The organism is Janthinobacterium foliorum (assembly GCF_978021625.1).
This window is the reverse complement of sequence record NZ_CDXDQE010000002.1, coordinates 288,084-306,249: the sequence shown is the minus strand read 5'-3', so window position 1 is coordinate 306,249 and position 18,166 is coordinate 288,084. Positions and strand designations below refer to the sequence as shown.

Annotated in this window: 18 protein-coding genes; 11 read left to right on the top strand and 7 right to left on the bottom strand. The window is 65.6% G+C overall.

What is annotated here, in order from left to right; all coding sequences use genetic code 11:
- Positions 1–111 precede the first annotated feature (111 nt).
- The gene (locus ACZ92H_RS05795; protein ID WP_465048654.1) at positions 112–975 is read right to left on the bottom strand and encodes a class I SAM-dependent methyltransferase; all 864 of its coding nucleotides are present in this window, start codon (positions 973–975) and stop codon (positions 112–114) included.
- A gap of 150 nt (positions 976–1,125) precedes the next feature.
- Between ACZ92H_RS05795 and ACZ92H_RS05790 the strand changes: the two genes are divergently transcribed.
- On the top strand, positions 1,126–1,545 hold the full coding sequence (locus ACZ92H_RS05790) for a DUF2177 family protein (protein ID WP_465048653.1): 420 nt from the start codon (positions 1,126–1,128) through the stop codon (positions 1,543–1,545).
- A 1-nt stretch (position 1,546) separates the two neighbouring features.
- Here the strand turns inward: ACZ92H_RS05790 and ACZ92H_RS05785 are convergent, their stop codons facing one another.
- The 3 genes from ACZ92H_RS05785 to ACZ92H_RS05775 form a co-directional block, all read right to left on the bottom strand.
- Positions 1,547–2,476 (bottom strand): PP2C family protein-serine/threonine phosphatase, encoded by a 930-nt coding sequence (locus ACZ92H_RS05785; protein ID WP_465048652.1) that lies wholly within the window; start codon positions 2,474–2,476, stop codon positions 1,547–1,549.
- A 159-nt stretch (positions 2,477–2,635) separates the two neighbouring features.
- The gene (locus tag ACZ92H_RS05780; protein ID WP_092794163.1) at positions 2,636–3,076 is read right to left on the bottom strand and encodes a glycine zipper 2TM domain-containing protein; all 441 of its coding nucleotides are present in this window, start codon (positions 3,074–3,076) and stop codon (positions 2,636–2,638) included.
- A gap of 132 nt (positions 3,077–3,208) precedes the next feature.
- Positions 3,209–3,766 (bottom strand): GNAT family N-acetyltransferase, encoded by a 558-nt coding sequence (locus ACZ92H_RS05775; protein WP_465048651.1) that lies wholly within the window; start codon positions 3,764–3,766, stop codon positions 3,209–3,211.
- A gap of 146 nt (positions 3,767–3,912) precedes the next feature.
- Here ACZ92H_RS05775 and ACZ92H_RS05770 point away from each other — a divergent pair, with 146 nt between their 5' ends.
- The 3 genes from ACZ92H_RS05770 (at position 3,913) to ACZ92H_RS05760 (ending at position 6,584) form a co-directional block, all read left to right on the top strand.
- On the top strand, positions 3,913–5,361 hold the full coding sequence (locus ACZ92H_RS05770; RefSeq protein WP_465048650.1) for a M20/M25/M40 family metallo-hydrolase: 1,449 nt from the start codon (positions 3,913–3,915) through the stop codon (positions 5,359–5,361).
- An 84-nt stretch (positions 5,362–5,445) separates the two neighbouring features.
- Entirely contained in the window at positions 5,446–5,673 is a 228-nt protein-coding gene (locus tag ACZ92H_RS05765; RefSeq protein WP_465048649.1) for a hypothetical protein, read from the top strand.
- Positions 5,674–5,678: 5 nt separating this feature from the next.
- Positions 5,679–6,584 (top strand): LysR family transcriptional regulator, encoded by a 906-nt coding sequence (locus ACZ92H_RS05760; RefSeq protein ID WP_465048648.1) that lies wholly within the window; start codon positions 5,679–5,681, stop codon positions 6,582–6,584.
- Positions 6,585–6,708: 124 nt separating this feature from the next.
- On the opposite strand, the gene ACZ92H_RS05755 is transcribed toward ACZ92H_RS05760, so the two are convergent.
- Complete coding sequence (locus ACZ92H_RS05755; protein WP_465048647.1) at positions 6,709–8,163, bottom strand: MFS transporter; 1,455 nt, start codon at positions 8,161–8,163, stop codon at positions 6,709–6,711.
- Positions 8,164–8,438: 275 nt separating this feature from the next.
- A complete protein-coding gene (locus tag ACZ92H_RS05750; RefSeq protein WP_465048646.1) occupies positions 8,439–9,296 on the bottom strand; it encodes an MBL fold metallo-hydrolase in 858 nt (285 codons plus the stop codon).
- Between the two features lie 177 nt (positions 9,297–9,473).
- Between ACZ92H_RS05750 and ACZ92H_RS05745 the strand changes: the two genes are divergently transcribed.
- Both ACZ92H_RS05745 and ACZ92H_RS05740 read left to right on the top strand, forming a co-directional pair.
- Positions 9,474–9,710 (top strand): hypothetical protein, encoded by a 237-nt coding sequence (locus ACZ92H_RS05745; RefSeq protein WP_131373131.1) that lies wholly within the window; start codon positions 9,474–9,476, stop codon positions 9,708–9,710.
- Positions 9,711–9,822: 112 nt separating this feature from the next.
- Positions 9,823–10,071: a hypothetical protein gene (locus ACZ92H_RS05740; RefSeq protein ID WP_034783948.1), complete on the top strand. Its 249-nt coding sequence runs from the start codon at positions 9,823–9,825 to the stop codon at positions 10,069–10,071.
- On the opposite strand, the gene ACZ92H_RS05735 is transcribed toward ACZ92H_RS05740, so the two are convergent.
- Positions 10,068–10,379: a hypothetical protein gene (locus tag ACZ92H_RS05735; protein ID WP_465048645.1), complete on the bottom strand. Its 312-nt coding sequence runs from the start codon at positions 10,377–10,379 to the stop codon at positions 10,068–10,070. The two genes, ACZ92H_RS05740 and ACZ92H_RS05735, sit on opposite strands and share 4 nt — an antisense overlap.
- 50 nt (positions 10,380–10,429) lie before the next feature.
- On the opposite strand from ACZ92H_RS05735, the gene prpB reads away from it, so the two are divergent.
- From prpB to ACZ92H_RS05710, 5 genes are all read left to right on the top strand, one after another.
- Positions 10,430–11,317, top strand: coding sequence for a methylisocitrate lyase (prpB, locus tag ACZ92H_RS05730; protein ID WP_131373133.1), 888 nt, complete (start codon positions 10,430–10,432; stop codon positions 11,315–11,317).
- A gap of 69 nt (positions 11,318–11,386) precedes the next feature.
- Positions 11,387–12,541 (top strand): bifunctional 2-methylcitrate synthase/citrate synthase, encoded by a 1,155-nt coding sequence (prpC, locus tag ACZ92H_RS05725; RefSeq protein WP_465048644.1) that lies wholly within the window; start codon positions 11,387–11,389, stop codon positions 12,539–12,541.
- Positions 12,542–12,552: 11 nt separating this feature from the next.
- Positions 12,553–15,147 carry a Fe/S-dependent 2-methylisocitrate dehydratase AcnD gene (gene acnD / locus ACZ92H_RS05720; RefSeq protein ID WP_465048643.1) on the top strand — a complete coding sequence of 865 codons (2,595 nt, stop codon included), beginning with the start codon at positions 12,553–12,555 and terminating at the stop codon, positions 15,145–15,147.
- Positions 15,148–15,268: 121 nt separating this feature from the next.
- Positions 15,269–16,474, top strand: coding sequence for a 2-methylaconitate cis-trans isomerase PrpF (gene prpF, locus ACZ92H_RS05715; protein ID WP_465048642.1), 1,206 nt, complete (start codon positions 15,269–15,271; stop codon positions 16,472–16,474).
- Between the two features lie 165 nt (positions 16,475–16,639).
- On the top strand, positions 16,640–18,166 hold the full coding sequence (locus ACZ92H_RS05710; RefSeq protein ID WP_465048641.1) for an MBOAT family O-acyltransferase: 1,527 nt from the start codon (positions 16,640–16,642) through the stop codon (positions 18,164–18,166).

The window sequence follows — 18,166 nt, the reverse complement described above, 5'->3', positions numbered from 1 at the left end:
TCTTTTTGCGCAAATGCAGGCCATACGTCACACTTGGCTATACATGCCATGGAAACAATTGCCTAAAATCACATTTTATGTTCTTTCGGATATGTTTTTTTGCCAGCCCCATCAAGCCTGGCGCTTGTTGACGATGACTTCCAGATATTCGCCCGGCACCACCAGCGAATGCGGGCCGGCCGTGTTCGAGCGGTCGAGCAGGGCGCGCACATCCTGTTCCAGTGCCTGGCCGGCGGCCTCGTCGAGGGCGGCAAAGGCCTTGTGCACGGGGCCATAATAATCACGGAAGACTTGCAGCCAATGGGTGGCGGATGCGTAGCGGAAATTGAAGAATTTGTGCTGCGCGTGGAGCTGCCCTGCCGCCGGACCGAACAGGTCGCGCAGGTATGCTTCCTCGCCCCAGCGGGCCGCCGATGGCAGGCCTGCCGGCGGTGGCAGGTACTTGCCGACGAGCTTGAACAACTGGCCGACGAAGCCGTCAGGCGTCCAGTTTGCCATGCCGATGCGACCGCCTGGGCGAAGCACGCGCAGCATTTCGGCGGCGGCGCGCCGGTGGTCGGGCGTGAACATCACGCCAAAGGTGGACAGTGCGGCGTCGAAGCTGGCGTCGGCAAAGGGCAGGGCTTCCGCGTCGGCCACCTGGAAGGTCACGGCCAGGCCTTCCGCCTCGGCGCGGGCGCGGCCCTTTTCCAGCAGGGCCGGCACGTAATCGGTGGAAACGACGTGCGCAAAGCGGCGCGCCGCCGCCAGGGTGGCGTTGCCATTGCCGGCGGCAATGTCGATGACGTCTTCCCGGGCGCGGATGTCGGCCGCCTCGGCCAGCGCTTCGCCCACCAGTTGCAGGGTGACGCCGATGACGGCGAAGTCGCCGCTGGCCCAGCTTGCCTGCTGGCGCTGCTTGATGGCCGCATAGTCGGTGGCAAAAGCGGGCGTGCCAGGCGGCTGCGCTGGCGCCGGGGAAACAGGATCGCTCATGGCGTTCTCCTAGCGGGATGAAAGCTGTCTTCCTTCAGACCGCGCGGCGTGGCAGTGGTTCATTTTTCGGTGGGCATGCGAGCTTGGCCGCATTTTGCCGTATGCTGGAGCAACGGTTCCCGCCACCGCCTGACTACCCGGAGGATGTCCATGCCTGTCAAACGCCCGCTCCAGCTTGCCGTCGCCTATGGCGCCGCCCTGATCGTGTTCCTGGCCGTCGATGCCTTGTGGCTGAGCGTGCTGATGCGGCCCGTGTATGCCGCTGCCCTGGGCTCCCTGCTGGCCGAACAGCCCAGATGGGCGCCGGCCGCCCTGTTCTATCTTTTATATATCCTGGGGTTGCTGGTGTTTGCCATCCTGCCCGGCTTGCGCGCGCGGCGCGGCCGCATGGCGGCGGCGCTGGGCGCGTTGCTGGGCCTGGTTTCTTACGGCACTTATGATCTGAGCAATTATGCGACCTTGCAGGCCTGGCCCCAGGCCCTGACGGCAATCGACATGGCCTGGGGCGCCGTGTTGTCGAGCCTGGCGGCCACGGCGGGCTATCTGGCGGCCAGCCGCGCCGGCAGATGACTCACGGGGAAAAGCGCAGCACCAGGGCCGTGATGTTGTCGCTGTGCAGTCCTTCGGGCGGCGTGGCATGAAAATCGTCGAGCAGGGCGCTGACGGCTTGCGCCGCCGTCTTGCCAGCGCATAGGGCGGGCCAGCGGGCCGTGAGGGCCAGCGGGTCGGCGCAGGCCCAGAAACCGTCGCTGGCCAGCACATAGTGGGCACCGCGCCGCAGGGACAGCACGCGGCGGTCGCCCAGGTGGGCCAGAAAGGGCGGCAGGTTGCCTGCATCGAGCGCGCGCAGCGGTTTTTCCAGCTGCAAGGCGTCGCCGATGGCATTGCCCAATATAAAGGCCTGCGAGATTTGCGGATGGTGTTCGCCATGCACGCTGGCGCGCCAGCGCGCCTCGTCCAGCGCGCCGCGCATGGCGTACACGGTGGCCGGCACGTGGTCGACGGTGAGGATGCTGGCCACGCCATCGCTCACTTCATACAGGCGCGAATCGCCCACGTGGTACAGCAGCGGCGCCTGTCCGGGTGGCACTTCCAGCAAGGTCAAGGTGGTGCCTGGCGGGCGTGCCGTTGCCGGCGCGGCACTGGCGAAACTGGCTTGCAGGCGCGTATGCAAGGCATCGAGGCGCGCGGACAGGCTGGCCGTGTCCATGCAGGCGGGGATGGCCAGCAAGCCCTGCACGGCCGCTTCGGCCGCCTCCCGTCCGTGGCCGTGGCCGCCCATGCCGTCGAGCACGGCGGCGCGCACATGACCAAGCGGCCAGCCGGGCACCTGGCAATACAGAGGCGCCTGCTGCGACAGGCACACGGCATGCCCGCTGGCATCGATCAACAGCAGATTATCCTGGTTCTCGCGCCGAGGCAGCGGCCCTGCGCCCACGCTGCTGCCGGCGGCGGCATCGAGCCAGGAGCCGAAATCGAGCTCGTTTTTGATTAGATGCATCGTTTGGTGCGGTCCAGGCGGCCAAGAGTGTTGATCATAGGACACAGCTTAGCCGATTTCCACGCGTATGCGTGGATGAAATCTTGCTTATCTGGCACAAAAAAACCTGCGGCAGCAGGCTGGCGCAGGTGTTTGGTGGGGCAGGCCGCAGGAGCGTGCTTAGCGGCGGTGACCCCAGCCGTGGCCATGGCCGCGGTCGTAATAGTCGCGGCGGCCATGGTCGCGGTAGTAGCCGCGGCCCGGTTGCACGTAGACGACGGCCGGCGGGCCGTAGTAGCGCGGAGGCGGCGCGTAATACACGGGTTGCGGCGCAGGCGCATAGTACACGGGCTGTGGCGCCGGCGCGTAATACGTTTCGCGGTAGCCGCCGCGATAGCCGCCACGGTCGTAATAGCGGTCATTCGTATTGATGCTGTTGCCGACGGCGGCGCCGATGACGCCACCGACGATCGCGCCGTTACGGCCGCCAGTGCTGTTGCCAATGGCCGCCCCGACTACGGCGCCCGCAACGGTATTGAAGTCGCGGTCACCGGCGACTGCGGCCGAAGACACAGCCACTGCCGCTACCATTACCGCACCCAGGAGTTTCTTGTTCAACATGGCATTTCCTTCCATTCCGACGAGATCACAGTGATCTGCATGAACTGGACTATATCTGCTGCCAGTCGCTTGATCCACGTCTAATACAACTTATTACATTCAGGCCCGGGCCGTAACAAGTTGGCGCGCCAGTCAGCGCGCCCGCGCCTGCCATTCCGGACGCCGCAGGCTGTACATTTTGACATCGCGCATGCTGCCATTGATGAAGAACGCCTGGCGCATCAGCCCCTCCTGCGTAAAACCGTTCTTCTGCGCGATGCGCTCGGACGCCGTGTTGTGCGGATCCATCAGCAATTCCAGGCGGTGGTACGGGTAGGCGTTGAACAGGTAGTCGACCAGCAGCCGCGTCGCTTCGCTGGTATAGCCGCGCCCGCCGCGCTGGCGGTCGAACAGGCGGTAGCCGATCTCGCGCGAGGCCGGCGTGCGGCTCTTGAAATGCGTGATCGTGCCGATGATGTTCTGGTGGTGGTCTTCGATCAGGAACAGCTCGCTGTCTTCCGTGACCAGGCCCGTCTGCATGAACTCGCGCCGCATCACCTCGGGCGACTTGAATTGCATGGAAAAGAACTCGCCGCGCGAGGGCAGGTCGTTGACCAGCGCGAGATAATTATTCAGATCGGCTGCCAGCAAATGCCGGACGGTACACAGAGTTCCCTTGAGCATGGCGTGTTCCAGTGGTGGGTACGACATGCATGGTAATCCACCCGGGCTGGTGCGGCAATGCGCGCCCGGTAAAAGTTGCTGCAATGACAGAATAAATACGCTATCGTAGAAAGCCGCGCCTTGCCCCTGAGCATGGCTGGCCCGTATTCTCCGTTGACTGGAATTGGAAACCTATGATGACCGTTTTGACTGGCGCGCCGCTGCGCCGTTGCGCCGTATCCCTGACCCTTGGCTGCCTCGCCAGCGCCGGCGCATTTGCCGCCGCGCCGGGCAACACGCCGCAAGCGCTGGCGCAGGTGCGCGACACGGCGCTCAAGAGCGACTGGCCGTATGCCCGCCTGGCCGACATGACGGACTTGATCGGCCCCCGCCTGTCCGGCTCGGCCGGCGCGGCGGCCGCCGTGCAGCAGGTGGCCCATGCCATGCGCCAGCTGGGCGCGAAAGTGACCCTGCAGCCCGTGAAGGTGCCGCACTGGGTGCGCGGCGTGGAAACGGCGGACATCGTCGACTACGCGGGCCGTCCGCAGGGCGTGTCGCAACGCGTCGTGCTCACGGCCCTGGGCGGTTCCGGCGCCACGCCGGCCGCCGGCCTGACGGCGCCCGTCATTCTCGTGAAAAGCTTCGAGGAACTCAAGGCGCGCGCGGCGGAAGTGAAGGGCGCCATCGTCCTGATCGACACGCCGTTCGACCAGGAGATGGCCGAGCGTGGCCTGGCCGGCGTGACCTACGGCCAGGGCTCGCGCTTCCGTTTCAACGGGCCGAAGGCGGCGGCGGAACTGGGCGCGGCCGCCGCGCTGGTGCGCTCCATCGGCGGCGCCGATTTCCGCATCCCGCATGCGGGCGCGACCGGACTGGAAGACGGCAAGCGCATTCCAGCCGCCGCCGTCACCGTGGAAGACGCCTTGCTGATCGGCCGCCTGGCCGCGCGCGGCCCGCTGACGATGCACCTGACCCTGACGCCGCAAAACCTGCCGGACGCCGACAGCTATAACGTCATCGCCGACTGGCCGGGCACGGACAAGGCCGACGAAGTGGTGGTGGTCTCCGGCCACCTCGATTCCTGGGACCTGGCCACGGGCGCGCACGATGACGGCGCCGGCGTAGTGGCGGCCATGGGCGTGGTGGAAACCCTGAAAAAGCTCGATTATCGTCCGCGCCGCACCATCCGCGTGATCGCCTGGATGAACGAGGAAAACGGCGGACGTGGCGGCCAGGCCTATTTCGAGGCCAACAAGCAGGCGCTGGGCAAGCAGTACGCCGCCATTGAAATGGACAGCGGCGCGGGCCGTCCGTTCGGCATCAAGGCCAGCGTGGGGCCGAAGGCGGAAAAACTGTTTGCGCCTTTGCTGGCCGCACTGCAGCCGATGGGCGCGCATGCGTTCACGCGCCGCGACGCGCTGGGCACGGGCGACTTGCACCGCCTGGAAACGGGCGGCGTGCCCAGTTTCGAGCCGCTGGTCGACAGCCACAGCTACTTCCACTACCACCACACGGCGGCCGACACCCTGGACAAGGTCGATCCGGATAACCTCAAGCGCAACGTGGCGCTGATGTCGTCGCTGGCCTGGTTCCTGGCGAATATCGACGGCGAGATCGGCCGCGCGCCGCAGCAGGACGAGTAATGCGCCTTGGCGCGGGCCGCCGCCCCGGGCGGCGCGGCCCGCGTGTCTGTCCGCCATCCCCCCAATTGATATCCAGCGCATGCCATGACACCTGCTTCCATCGACAACGCCATCCACCATATCCGCGCCTACGCGGGCGAGCGTCCCCACAGCGCCGATACGCTCGACGGCATAGCGCAATGGTGGCTGGGCGGGCTATTTCCACGGGAAGTCGTCGAGGCCGCGCTGGAGCAGTTGCGCGCCGCGGGTGAACTGGAGCGTATCGAGATCGGCGCGCGCCAGTTGTGGCGCCGGCAAGTCACGCCAAGGTAGGCACCATGCCGCTACCCGATCTGAACCTGCTGATCGCCCTCGATGTCCTGCTGGCCGAAGGCAGCGTCACGCGCGCCGCGCGGCGTTTGCGCCTGAGCCCCTCGGCCATGAGCCGGACCCTGGCGCGCCTGCGCGAGGCGACCGGCGATCCGCTGCTGGTGCGCGCCGGGCGCGCACTGGTGCCCACGCCGCGCGCGCTGGCGCTGCGCGAAAAAGTCGCTCCCTTGCTGGGCGACATACTGGCCGTGCTGGGGCCGGAAAAACAACTGGACCCGCGGCAGCTGGAGCAGACGTTTACGCTGCGTGCAAGCGATGGTTTCGTGGAAAATTTCGGCCCCGCGCTGCTCGCGCATGTCGGCGCACAGGCGCCCGGCGTGCGTTTGCGCTTCGTGCAAAAGATCGACCGCGAAAGCGTGCTGCTGCGCGATGGCAGCATCGACCTGGAAACGGGCGTGATCGGCAGCCTCACGGGCCCGGAAGTGTGCACGCGCAGGCTGTTCGGCGACCGCTTCGTGGGCGTGGTGCGCAGTGGCCATCCGCTGGCGCGCGGCGAGATCAGCGCCGCGCGCTATGCGGCCGGCCAGCATGTGCTGGTGGCACGGCGCGACCAGGATACGGGGCCGATGGACGATGCGCTGGCGGCCCTGGGACTGCGGCGCAGCATCGCCAGCATCGTCGGCGGCTTTACGGCGGCGCTGGCGCTGGCCGCCGGCTCCGACCTGATCGCCACCGTGCCGGAGCGGCATACGGGCAAGCTGCGCGCCGGCATGTTCAGCTTTGCGCTGCCGCTGGGCATGCCGGAACTGAGCGTCTCGCTGATGTGGCATCCGCGCATGGACGCCGATCCCGCCCACCGCTGGCTGCGCGGCTGCGTGGTCGACGCCTGCGCGGACCAGCTGGGCGGGGAGTGACGCCGCCGGTGCCGGCCTGCCGGCGCGGCAGCTCAGGGCCAGCAGCAGCCGGACAGGGCGGCGCCGAAGGCCAGGGCCAGCAGCAGTAGCGGCACAGGCAGGGATGCAATCGCGCGGGTGCGCCTCATGCGGGGTCTCCGGCAGGCGCACGGCGCCTGCTCAAGGCGCGGCCGAGCAGGAAAATGGCCAGCGCGGCCAGTATCAGCGCGCTGGCCGCGCCAAAGGTGGCGTGCATGCCGCGGATCATGGCCGCTGGCGGGGCGCTGGCAATATCGCTGGCGCCGGCGGCAAACACGGCGCCCATGGCGGAGGCGCCCGTGACGAGGCCCAGGTTGCGCGACAGATTGAGCATGCCGGAGACGAGGCCGCGCTGCTCGGCGGCGATGTCGGCCATTACGGCGGTATTGTTGGCGGCCTGGAACAGCGCGTAGCTGGCCGTCAGCAGCAGGATGGGCGCCACATAGCCCGCGATGCCCAGGCTGGCGGGCAGCAGTGCCAGTGCCAGGCAGGCGCCGGCGGCGCCGCACAGGCCCGCGCCGCCCATGCGCTGCGCGCCGCAGCGGTCCACCAGCCAGCCGGACGGCACGCCGCAGAATGCCGCCACCAGCGGCCCGGCCGCCAGCACCATGCCGGTGGCAGCCGTCCCCAGGCCCAGCCCGCGCGCCAGGTAAAAGGGACCCACCACCAGGGTGGACATCATGACCGTCGACACCAGCATGCTGGCCGCCAGGCCGGCGCCCAGCGCGGGCGCGCGCAGCATGGCCAGGCGGATCAGCGGCGCCGGCGCCTGGCGTTCGACCCGGACGAACAGGAGGCCGCCGATGCAGGCGGCCAGCAGCAGCGCCGCGTTGCGCATGCCGAAATGGCCGCGGCCCAGGGTCATCGCCAGCGCATAGGCGGCCAACGTCAGCGCCAGCAGCAGGGTGCCGCGGTGGTCGAACACGGGCCGCCCGGCGGGCGCGCCGCGCTGGTGCGCCGGCAGGAAGCGCCAGGCCAGCAGCAGCGCCACGCCCGCCAGCGGCACGTTGACGAGGAAAATGGCTTGCCAGCCGAAGCGCGCGATCAGCAGGCCGCCCAGCGCGGGGCCGAGCGTGGTGCCGACCGCCGACATGGTGCCGAGCAGGCCCATGGCGCTGCCCGTCTGCGCCTTGGGCACGGTACTGCCGACGAAGGCCATGGTCAGCGCCATCATGGCGGCGGCGCCCAGGCCCTGCAGGGCGCGCGCGGCGACCAGCAGCCACAAGGCAGGCGCCAGGGCGCACAAGGTGGAGGCAAGGGCAAACAGGGCGATGCCGGCCAGCAGCAGGCGGCGCCTGCCGACCATGTCGCCGAGGCGGCCCACGCTGACGATCAGGGCGGTGATGGCCAACAGGTAGGCCAGCACGATCCATTGCGCATCCTGGAAGGATGCCTGCAGGGCCTTCGCCATGTCGGGCAGGCCCACGTTGGCGATGCTGGTACCCAGCGCGGGCAGCAGCATCGCCAGGGACAGGCTGGCAAGCGCGCCGCGCACGGACCGGCGAGTGCTCGCGGCGGACTGCTGCTGGCTGGGCGGGACGGGTGTCGACGGTGCATTCATGGCGTGGCGTATCCATCCAATAAGGGTAGGGCCATGGTAGCGGGGGATCTGGCATGGTGGAAGGCGCACCATGTGCACTATATTGTTGCGTTTGACGCCATGTGAGGGAGGCAAACGGCCGGCACGCGCCCGGCGTGGGAGATGCGCCGCTCGCGATGGGTGAGGCTGGTGGAGCGGGAGGCGTATTGGCAAATTCCGCGCTGGCGCGAGGGAAGGTTGCTGCGCCATGAGGACAGGATGGCGCGGAGCGGAGCCCCGCGTATTACCGCGCCGCGCTAGATCGCGTTGAGCGGAATCTTCAGGTAGCGCACGCCGTTGTCTTCCGGCTCGGGCAGCTTGCCCGCATTGATATTGACCTGGATGGCGGGCAGGATCAGGGTCGGCATGTCCAGGGTGGCGTCGCGGCCCGTGCGCATGGCCACGAATTGCTCTTCCGTGATGCCGTCGCGCAGGTGGATGTTGCTGGCGCGCTGTTCGGCGACCGTCACTTCCCAGCGTGGCTCGCGGCCCTTGGGCGGGTAGTCGTGGCACATGAACAGCCGCGTTTGCGGCGGCAGCGACAATAATCGCTGCACGGAGCGGTACAGCAGGGCCGCCGAGCCGCCGGGGAAGTCGCAGCGGGCCGAGCCCACGTCCGGCATGAACAGGGTGTCGCCCACGAAGACGGCGTCGCCGATCTGGTAGGCCAGGTCGGCCGGCGTATGGCCCGGCACGTGCAGGGCGCGCACTTCCAATGGGCCGATATGGAATACCTGGTCCGGCGCGAACAGTTGGTCGAACTGCGAGCCGTCGGCCCTGGCGCCATCCTGGTGGTACACCTCGGCGAAGGCCCGCTGCACCGTCTGGATGGCGGCGCCGATGGCGACGTCGCCGCCCAGCTGCTGCTGCAGATAGGGCGCGGCCGACAGGTGGTCCGCATGGGCATGGGTTTCCAGCAGCCAGCGGCATTGCAAGCCGTGTGCGCGCACGAAGGCGATGACCTTGTCTGCCGAGGTGGTCGAGGTGCGGCCTGCCTTGGGGTCGTAGTCGAGCACGGAATCAATGATGGCGCAGTCCTGGCCATCTTGCGCGTAGACAACGTAGGTGACGGTGGCGGTGGCCGGGTCGAAAAAGGCTTGGATTTGTGGGGTCATCACGGCGACAAGGTGCGGGCAGGGAACAGTATTATATCGCCACAGCTCGTTAAAAAAATGCTGCAAATTGACTTTTGACATGCAAAAAACAGATAAGGGAGCCCCGTCTAGCACGGCACAGCCGTGCGCGCCCTGCGGCTTGCTGCGTGGTAATCTCGTTCCTACAAGGAGGAATTCATGAACGATACCACTGTACGCAGCGAGCAATACCGCGGTTTTACGATTTCCGTAACCCCGCAAAAGGACAATGACGACTTGTGGGACTTTACCTACCGCTTGCAGCGCGAGGGTGAGCCCGAGGCGCAGGCCATCACGCGCAGCCGCACCCTGGGCGGCTATTTGGCACCGGAGACGGCCTGTATTGCCGGGCTGGAAGTGGCCAAGACGGAAGTGGATAATCTGCTGCGCCCTTGAGCCAGCGTAAATCGTTTAGCCTGATTCCCGGCTGGCGCGTGAAACACGTCGCTAGCAGCCGCGCTTCATGCTACGATTTCCAGTATTGAGTCAGTTCATATGGAGGCACCCCATGGATAGCAGTTCTAAAATTCACTATAAAGGCTGGGAAATCGTTCCCTTGGCCGTGCCCACCACCGATGGCAAATGGTCCGCCAGTTGCGACATCGAACGCGCCACCGCGGAAGGCCTGGAAGTATTCGAAGGGTCGACCATGCAATTCGTGCGCGACGACGAGGAGGGCGCCATTGCCGCCGCCTGCGAAGAGGCGGTGCGCCAGATCGACAACATCATTGCCAATCCGCTCGTGCGCCTGGCCTAGCCTGCCTTCGTCGTTCCACCCGTATCACTCCCAGCCGGCACCCGCCGGCTGTTTTTTTGCGCCTTGCCAGCCTTGGCGATCTTCCCCCTGTCACCCCGCCGGTTGCATGTTTCAAAAAACGTTTCAAAATGCATTGCATGAAACATTGATGAAACATTTTTGACGGCAAACGTGACATGGCTGTTCGCCTGCCTGACGGCCTGGCAATGCCGCCACATCGCCGCCTGCGCCTCGTTTTCACTCTGCGGCAGCGGCTTTGCCGCCTTGCCGCGCACGCCTGGCACGGCATTTGCACTACTGGTACGCATAGCAGTTCCATGAAACATTCGGGACGCCCCGAATTCGATAAGGTGAACACATGACTCAATACTCCGCAGGTGCCGCATTCCGCAAGGCCGTCCAGGAAGAATCCCCATTGCAAGTGGTCGGCGCCATCAACGCCAACCACGCCTTGCTGGCCAAGCGCGCCGGCTACAAGGCCATCTACCTGTCCGGCGGCGGCGTGGCTGCCGGCTCGCTGGGCTTGCCCGACCTGGGCATTTCCAGCCTGGACGACGTGCTGACGGATATCCGCCGCATCACCGACGTGTGCGACCTGCCGCTGCTGGTCGATGCCGACACGGGCTTCGGCGCTTCCGCCTTCAACGTGGCGCGCACGGTCAAATCGATGATCAAGTTCGGCGCGGCCGGCCTGCACATCGAAGATCAGGTGGGCGCCAAGCGCTGCGGCCACCGTCCGGGCAAGGAAATCGTGAGCAAGGAAGAAATGGTCGACCGCATCAAGGCGGCCGTCGATGCGCGCACGGACCCGAACTTCGTCATCATGGCGCGCACCGATGCGCTGGCCGTCGATGGCCTGGACGCAGCGCTGGAGCGTGCCGTCGCCTGCGTGGAAGCGGGCGCCGACATGATCTTCCCGGAAGCCATCACGGACCTGGACATGTACGCCACCTTCGCCAAGGCCGTCAACGTGCCCATCCTGGCCAATATCACGGAATTCGGCGCCACGCCCCTGTTCACGCTGGACGAACTGCGCAGCGCCCACGTGGGCCTGGCCCTGTATCCGCTGTCGGCTTTCCGCGCCATGAACAAGGCGGCGGAAAACGTCTACCAGGCGCTGCGCCGCGACGGCACGCAAAAGAACGTCGTCGACACCATGCAGACGCGCATGGAGCTGTATGAATCGATCAACTACCACGACTTCGAGCAAAAGCTCGATGCGCTGTTTGCCGCGCAAAAGAAATAAATAGAGAAGCAGGGGCCGCATGTCGGTCCCGCAGTGACGCACCCGAGACTATTCAATCTGGAGAACACAATGACCGCACCGCAAGCCGCCACTTTCAAGCCTAAAAAATCCGTCGCCCTGTCCGGCGTCACCGCCGGCAACACGGCGCTGTGCTCGGTCGGCAAGACCGGCAACGATTTGCACTACCGCGGCTATGACATCCTGGACGTGGCCGACAGCTGCGAGTTCGAGGAAATCGCCTACCTGCTGGTGCACGGCAAGCTGCCGACAGCCGCCGAACTGAAAGGCTACAAGGCCAAGCTGAAGTCGCTGCGCGGCCTGCCGTCGGCCGTCAAGCTGGCGCTGGAAGCGCTGCCGGCCGCCGCCCACCCGATGGACGTGATGCGCACGGGCGTGTCCGTGCTGGGCTGCACCCTGCCGGAAAAGGACGACCATAACGCGCCGGGCGCGCGCGACATCGCCGACCGCCTGATGGCGTCGTTCGGCTCCATGCTGCTGTACTGGTACCACTACAGCCATAACGGCAAGCGCATCGAAGTGGAAACGGACGACGACTCGATCGGCGGCCACTTCCTGCACCTGCTGCATGGCGAAAAACCGTCGGCATCGTGGGAAAAAGCCATGCACACCTCGCTGATCCTGTACGCGGAACACGAATTCAACGCCTCCACCTTCACCAGCCGCGTCATCGCCGGCACGGGCTCGGACATTCACTCGGCCATCACGGGCGCCATCGGCGCGCTGCGCGGCCCGAAACACGGCGGCGCGAACGAAGTGGCGCTGGAGATCCAGAAGCGCTACGACAACGCCGACGAAGCGGAAGCGGATATCCGCGAGCGCGTCGTCAACAAGGAAGTGGTGATCGGCTTCGGCCACCCCGTCTACACGATCTCGGACCCGCGCAACGTGGTCATCAAGGAAGTGGCGCGCAATCTGTCGCTGGAAGCGGGTTCCACCAAGATGTTCGACATCGCCGAGCGCCTGGAATCGGTCATGTGGGAAATCAAGAACATGTTCCCGAACCTGGACTGGTTCTCGGCCGTGTCCTACCACATGATGGGCGTGCCGACGGCGATGTTCACGCCGCTGTTCGTCATTTCGCGCACCTCGGGCTGGGCCGCCCACATCATCGAGCAGCGCATCGACAACAAGATCATCCGCCCGAGCGCCAACTACGTGGGCCCGGAAGACCTGGAATTCGTGCCGATCAAGGACCGCAAATAATGAGCATCAACATGAACACCCTGCACCGCAAATCCTTGCCGGGCACCCAGCTAGACTATTTCGACACGCGCGCCGCCGTCGATGCGATCCAGCCAGGCGCCTACGCCACCTTGCCCTACACCTCGCGCGTGCTGGCCGAAAATCTCGTGCGCCGCTGCGACCCGGCCACCCTGAACGCTTCGCTGGGCCAGTTCATCGAACGCCGCCGCGACCTCGACTTCCCGTGGTTCCCCGCCCGCGTCGTCTGCCATGACATCCTGGGCCAGACGGCCCTGGTCGACCTGGCCGGCCTGCGCGACGCCATCGCGGCCCAGGGCGGCGATCCGGCCCTGGTCAACCCTGTCGTGCCCACGCAGCTGGTGGTCGACCATTCGCTGGCAGTCGAATGCGGCGGCTTCGACCCCGACGCCTTCGCCAAGAACCGCGCCATCGAAGACCGCCGCAACGAAGACCGCTTCGACTTCATCGACTGGACCAAGAAGGCGTTCAAGAACGTCGACGTGATCCCGCCAGGCAATGGCATCTTGCACCAGATCAATCTCGAGCGCATGTCGCCCGTGATCCAGGTGCAGGACGGCGTGGCCTATCCCGATACCCTCGTTGGCACGGATTCGCACACGCCCATGGTCGACGCGCTGGGCGTGATCGCCATCGGCGTGGGCGGCCTGGAAGCGGAAAGCGTGATGCTGGGCCGCGCCTCGTGGATGCGCCTGCCCGACATCATCGGCGTCAAGCTGACGGGCAAGCCGCAGCCGGGCATCACGGCCACGGATACCGTGCTGGCGCTGACGGAATTTTTGCGCAAGCAGAAGGTCGTCTCGTCTTACCTGGAATTCTTCGGCGAGGGCGCGTCGCACCTGACCCTGGGCGACCGCGCCACGATCTCCAACATGGCGCCGGAATTCGGCGCCACGGCCGCCATGTTCTACATCGACGAGCAGACCATCAAGTATTTGAAATTGACGGGCCGCGACGACGAACTGGTGAAACTCGTGGAGCTGTACGCGAAAGAGACGGGCCTGTGGGCCGACAGCCTGAAGGAGGCCGAGTACGAGCGCGTCCTGAGTTTCGACCTGTCGTCTGTCGTGCGCAATATCGCCGGGCCGTCGAACCCGCACAACCGCGTGCCGACGTCGGAACTGGCCGCGCGCGGGATTTCCGGCGTGGTGGAAAACGAGCCGGGCAAGATGCCGGACGGCGCCGTCATCATCGCCGCCATCACCAGCTGCACCAACACCAACAACCCGCGCAACATGATCGCCGCCGGCCTGATCGCGCGCAATGCGAACCGCCTGGGCCTCACGCGCAAGCCGTGGGTGAAATCCTCGCTGGCGCCCGGCTCGAAAACCGTGGAGCTGTATTTGCAGGAAGCGGGCCTGATGCCGGAACTCGAACAGCTGGGCTTTGGCGTGGTGGCTTTCGCCTGCACCTCGTGCAACGGCATGTCGGGCGCGCTCGATCCCGTCATCCAGGACGAAGTGGTGTCGCGCGACCTGTACGCGACGGCCGTCCTGTCGGGCAACCGCAACTTCGACGGCCGCATCCACCCTTACGCAAAGCAGGCTTTCCTCGCTTCGCCGCCGCTGGTGGTGGCATATGCGATCGCCGGCACCATCCGCTTCGATATCGAAAAGGATGTGCTGGGCCATGACGCGGATGGCAAGCCGATTTTGCTGAAGGATATCTGGCCATCGGACGAGGAAATCGACGCCATCGTCGCCGCCAGCGTCAAGCCGGAGCAGTTCCGCAAGGTCTACATTCCGATGTTTGCCGCGCAGGCCGACGACGGCCAGAAAGTCAGCCCGCTGTACGACTGGCGTCCGCAGACGACGTACATCCGCCGTCCGCCGTACTGGGAAGGCGCGCTGGCTGGCGCGCGCCCGTTGAAGGGCATGCGTCCGCTGGCCGTCCTGGGCGACAACATCACGACCGACCACCTGTCGCCATCGAACGCCATCATGCTCGATAGCGCGGCCGGGGAGTATTTGGCGAAAATGGGCTTGCCCGAGGAAGACTTCAATTCCTACGCCACGCACCGGGGCGACCATCTGACGGCGCAGCGCGCCACGTTTGCCAATCCGACCCTGAAAAACGAGATGGTGATCGAGGACGGCAAGGTGAAAGCGGGTTCGCTCACGCGCATCGAGCCCGATGGCACGATTTCGCGCATGTGGGAAGCCATCGAAGTGTACATGGAGCGCAAGCAGCCCCTGATCATCATCGCCGGCGCCGACTATGGCCAGGGTTCCTCGCGCGACTGGGCCGCCAAGGGCGTGCGCCTGGCCGGCGTGGAAGCCATCGTGGCCGAAGGCTTCGAGCGCATCCACCGCACCAACCTGGTGGGCATGGGCGTCCTGCCGCTGGAGTTCTTGCCTGGCGTGAACCGCAAGACCCTGGGCCTGGACGGCAGCGAAACCTATGATGTCGTGGGCGAGCGCACGCCGCGCTCCACCCTGACTTTGCTCATCCACCGCAAGAACGGCGACACGCTGGAAGTGCCCGTCACCTGCCGCCTCGATACGGCGGAAGAGGTGTCGATCTATGAAGCGGGCGGCGTGTTGCAGCGATTCGCGCAGGATTTCCTCGAGTCGGCGAAAGCGGCATAAATCGGGTAGGTCGGATTAGCGTAGCGTAATCCGACTATATTTGTGAAAAACCCGCCAACAATGTGTCGGATTAGCGTGGCGATGCCACGCTAATCCGACCTACCTCTTTCCGGAAAATGACATGAGCCATCAACCCCAAATCAAGATCCCCGCCACCTACATGCGTGGCGGTACCAGTAAAGGCGTGTTTTTCCGCCTGCAGGATTTGCCCGCCAGCGCGCAAGTGCCGGGCGCCGCGCGCGACGCCCTGCTGCTGCGCGTGATCGGCAGCCCCGACCCCTACGGCAAGCAGATCGACGGCATGGGCGGCGCCACGTCCAGCACCAGCAAGACGGTGATCCTGGCAAAAAGCGCCAAGCTTGACCACGACGTCGACTACCTGTTCGGCCAGGTCTCCATCGACAAGCCTTTCGTCGACTGGAGCGGCAACTGCGGCAACCTGTCGGCCGCCGTCGGCTCGTTCGCCATCGCCAGCGGTCTGGTGGACGCCGCCCGCGTGCCGCAAAACGGCATCGCCACGGTGCGCATCTGGCAAGCCAATATCGGCAAGACCATCATCGCCCACGTGCCCATGACGCATGGCGAAGTGCAGGAAACGGGCGACTTCGAGCTCGATGGCGTGACTTTCCCGGCCGCCGAAGTGAAACTGGAATTCCTCGATCCTGCTGCGGACGAAGAGGGCGGCGACGGTAGCACCTCGGCCATGTTCCCGACCGGGAACCTGGTCGATGACCTCGACGTGCCCGGCATCGGCGTGTTGAAGGTCACCATGATCAACGCGGGCATCCCGACGATTTTTGTCGATGCGGATGCGATCGGCTACGCGGGCACGGAACTGCAGGACGCCATCAATGGCGATCCCGCCGCGCTGGCCCGCTTCGAGACCCTCCGCGCGCATGGGGCCGTGCGCATGGGGCTCATCAAGCACGCGGACGAAGCGGCCAAGCGCCAGCACACGCCGAAAGTGGCGTTTGTCGCCAAACCGGCCGGCTATGTGTCATCCAGCGGCAAGCGGGTGGAAGCGGGCGACATCGATTTGCTGGTGCGCGCCATGTCCATGGGCAAGCTGCACCACGCGATGATGGGCACGGCGGCCGTGGCCATCGGCACGGCGGCGGCCATTCCTGGCACCCTGGTCAACCTGGCGGCGGGCGGCGGTGAAAAAACCAGCGTGCGTTTCGGCCACCCTTCCGGCACCCTGATGGTGGGCGCGCAAGCGCAGCAGGTCGACGGCGCCTGGCGCGTCACCAAGGCCATCATGAGCCGCAGCGCGCGCGTGCTGATGGAGGGTTTTGTGCGCGTGCCCGGCGACGCTTTCACCGCCTAAGCCGTCCTGGCCGGCCTGAAGTTGCGCCGGCCAGTCATGAATATCAGGAAAAATTGATTTTTCCGCTACCCGGAAACCGAACGACGAGGAAAAATGGCGTGGCGCCCCCATGCCGCTGCGCACGGCCACATTAGCAAACTTTGCTCCTGCCCGATAGGTGAACAGATGCTATTCAATTCCTACATCTTCCTGTTTGCCTACCTGCCCGTCACGGTGGCGGGATTTTTCATGCTGGGACGGCGCAGCCATTCGTGGGCCGCGGCTTGGCTGGCGGCGGCGTCGCTGTTCTTCTACGCATATTGGGATTACCGCTACCTGCCGCTGCTGCTCGGCTCCGTCGTCTTCAACTACGGCTGCGCCGCGTGGCTGGCCGCCCGCGCGCCCGCGCGCCGCAAGTGGGTGCTGGCGGCCGCCATCGCCGCCAACCTTGGCCTGCTCGCCTATTACAAGTACGCGGGATTCTTCGTTTCCAGCATAGCGCAATTGCTGGAACGGCCCATGCCCGCCCTGCACGTGGTGCTACCGATCGGCATCTCCTTTTTTACCTTCACGCAGATCGCCTTCCTGGTGGACACCTGCAAGGGCAAGGCGCAGGAAAGCCGCTTTGTCCACTATCTGCTGTTCGTCACGTATTTCCCGCACCTGATCGCCGGTCCCGTCCTGCACCACAAGGAAATGATGCCGCAGTTCGCCGACAAGCGCACCTTTCGTCTCTCAGCCAGCAACATCGCCATCGGCAGCACGATTTTTTTCATTGGCCTGGCCAAGAAAGTGCTGATCGCCGACAACATCGGGCCGTATGCGGCGGCGCTGTTCGACGCTCCCGCGGCGCCGTCGCTGCTGATCGCCTGGGCTGGCGTGCTCGCTTACGCGTTTCAGCTGTACTTCGATTTCTCCGGCTATTCCGACATGGCCATCGGCTTGTCGAGATTGTTTGGCGTGCGCCTGCCGCTCAATTTCGCTTCGCCCTACAAGGCGCGCAATATCGCGCAATTCTGGCGCCGCTGGCACATGACCCTGTCGCGCTTCCTGCGCGACTACCTGTATATCCCGCTGGGCGGCAACCGCTGCGGCCCGCTGCGGCGCTATCGCAACCTGATGATCACCATGGTGCTGGGCGGCCTGTGGCATGGCGCCGGATGGAATTTCATCGTCTGGGGCGCGCTGCACGGGGCCTACCTGGCCATCCACAAGGGCTGGGGCGCATTCGCGCGCCGATGCCACCTGCCTGGTGATACGCGCGTGGGGAGGATCCTGGCGACGCTCCTTACCTTCTCTGCCGTGTGCGTTGCGTGGGTCTTCTTCCGCGCGCCCGACATGCCGGTGGCGCTGACGATCCTGAAGGGCATGGCGGGCGGTTTCGGCCTGGCCTTGCCCGATGCGCTGGCATCCCATCTGCTGCCGCTGCAACCGGTGCTGGCAGCCATGGGCATGGGCTTTTACCTGGGCGGCGGCACGCTGTTCATCGAGACGTGGATGTGGATCGCCGTGGCGGCGCTGCTTACCTTTGCCTTGCCGAATACGCAGCAGATCATGTGCCGTTTCGATCCCGCGCTCGATTTCCAGGCAGGCGGGGAACCGCTGCTTGCCTGGCGCGCTACGCCCAGGTGGGCTGCCGCCATTGCCGTGCTGGCGCTGGCAAGCATGCTGGCCTTGAACCGGCCCGCCGAATTCCTGTATTTTCAATTCTAG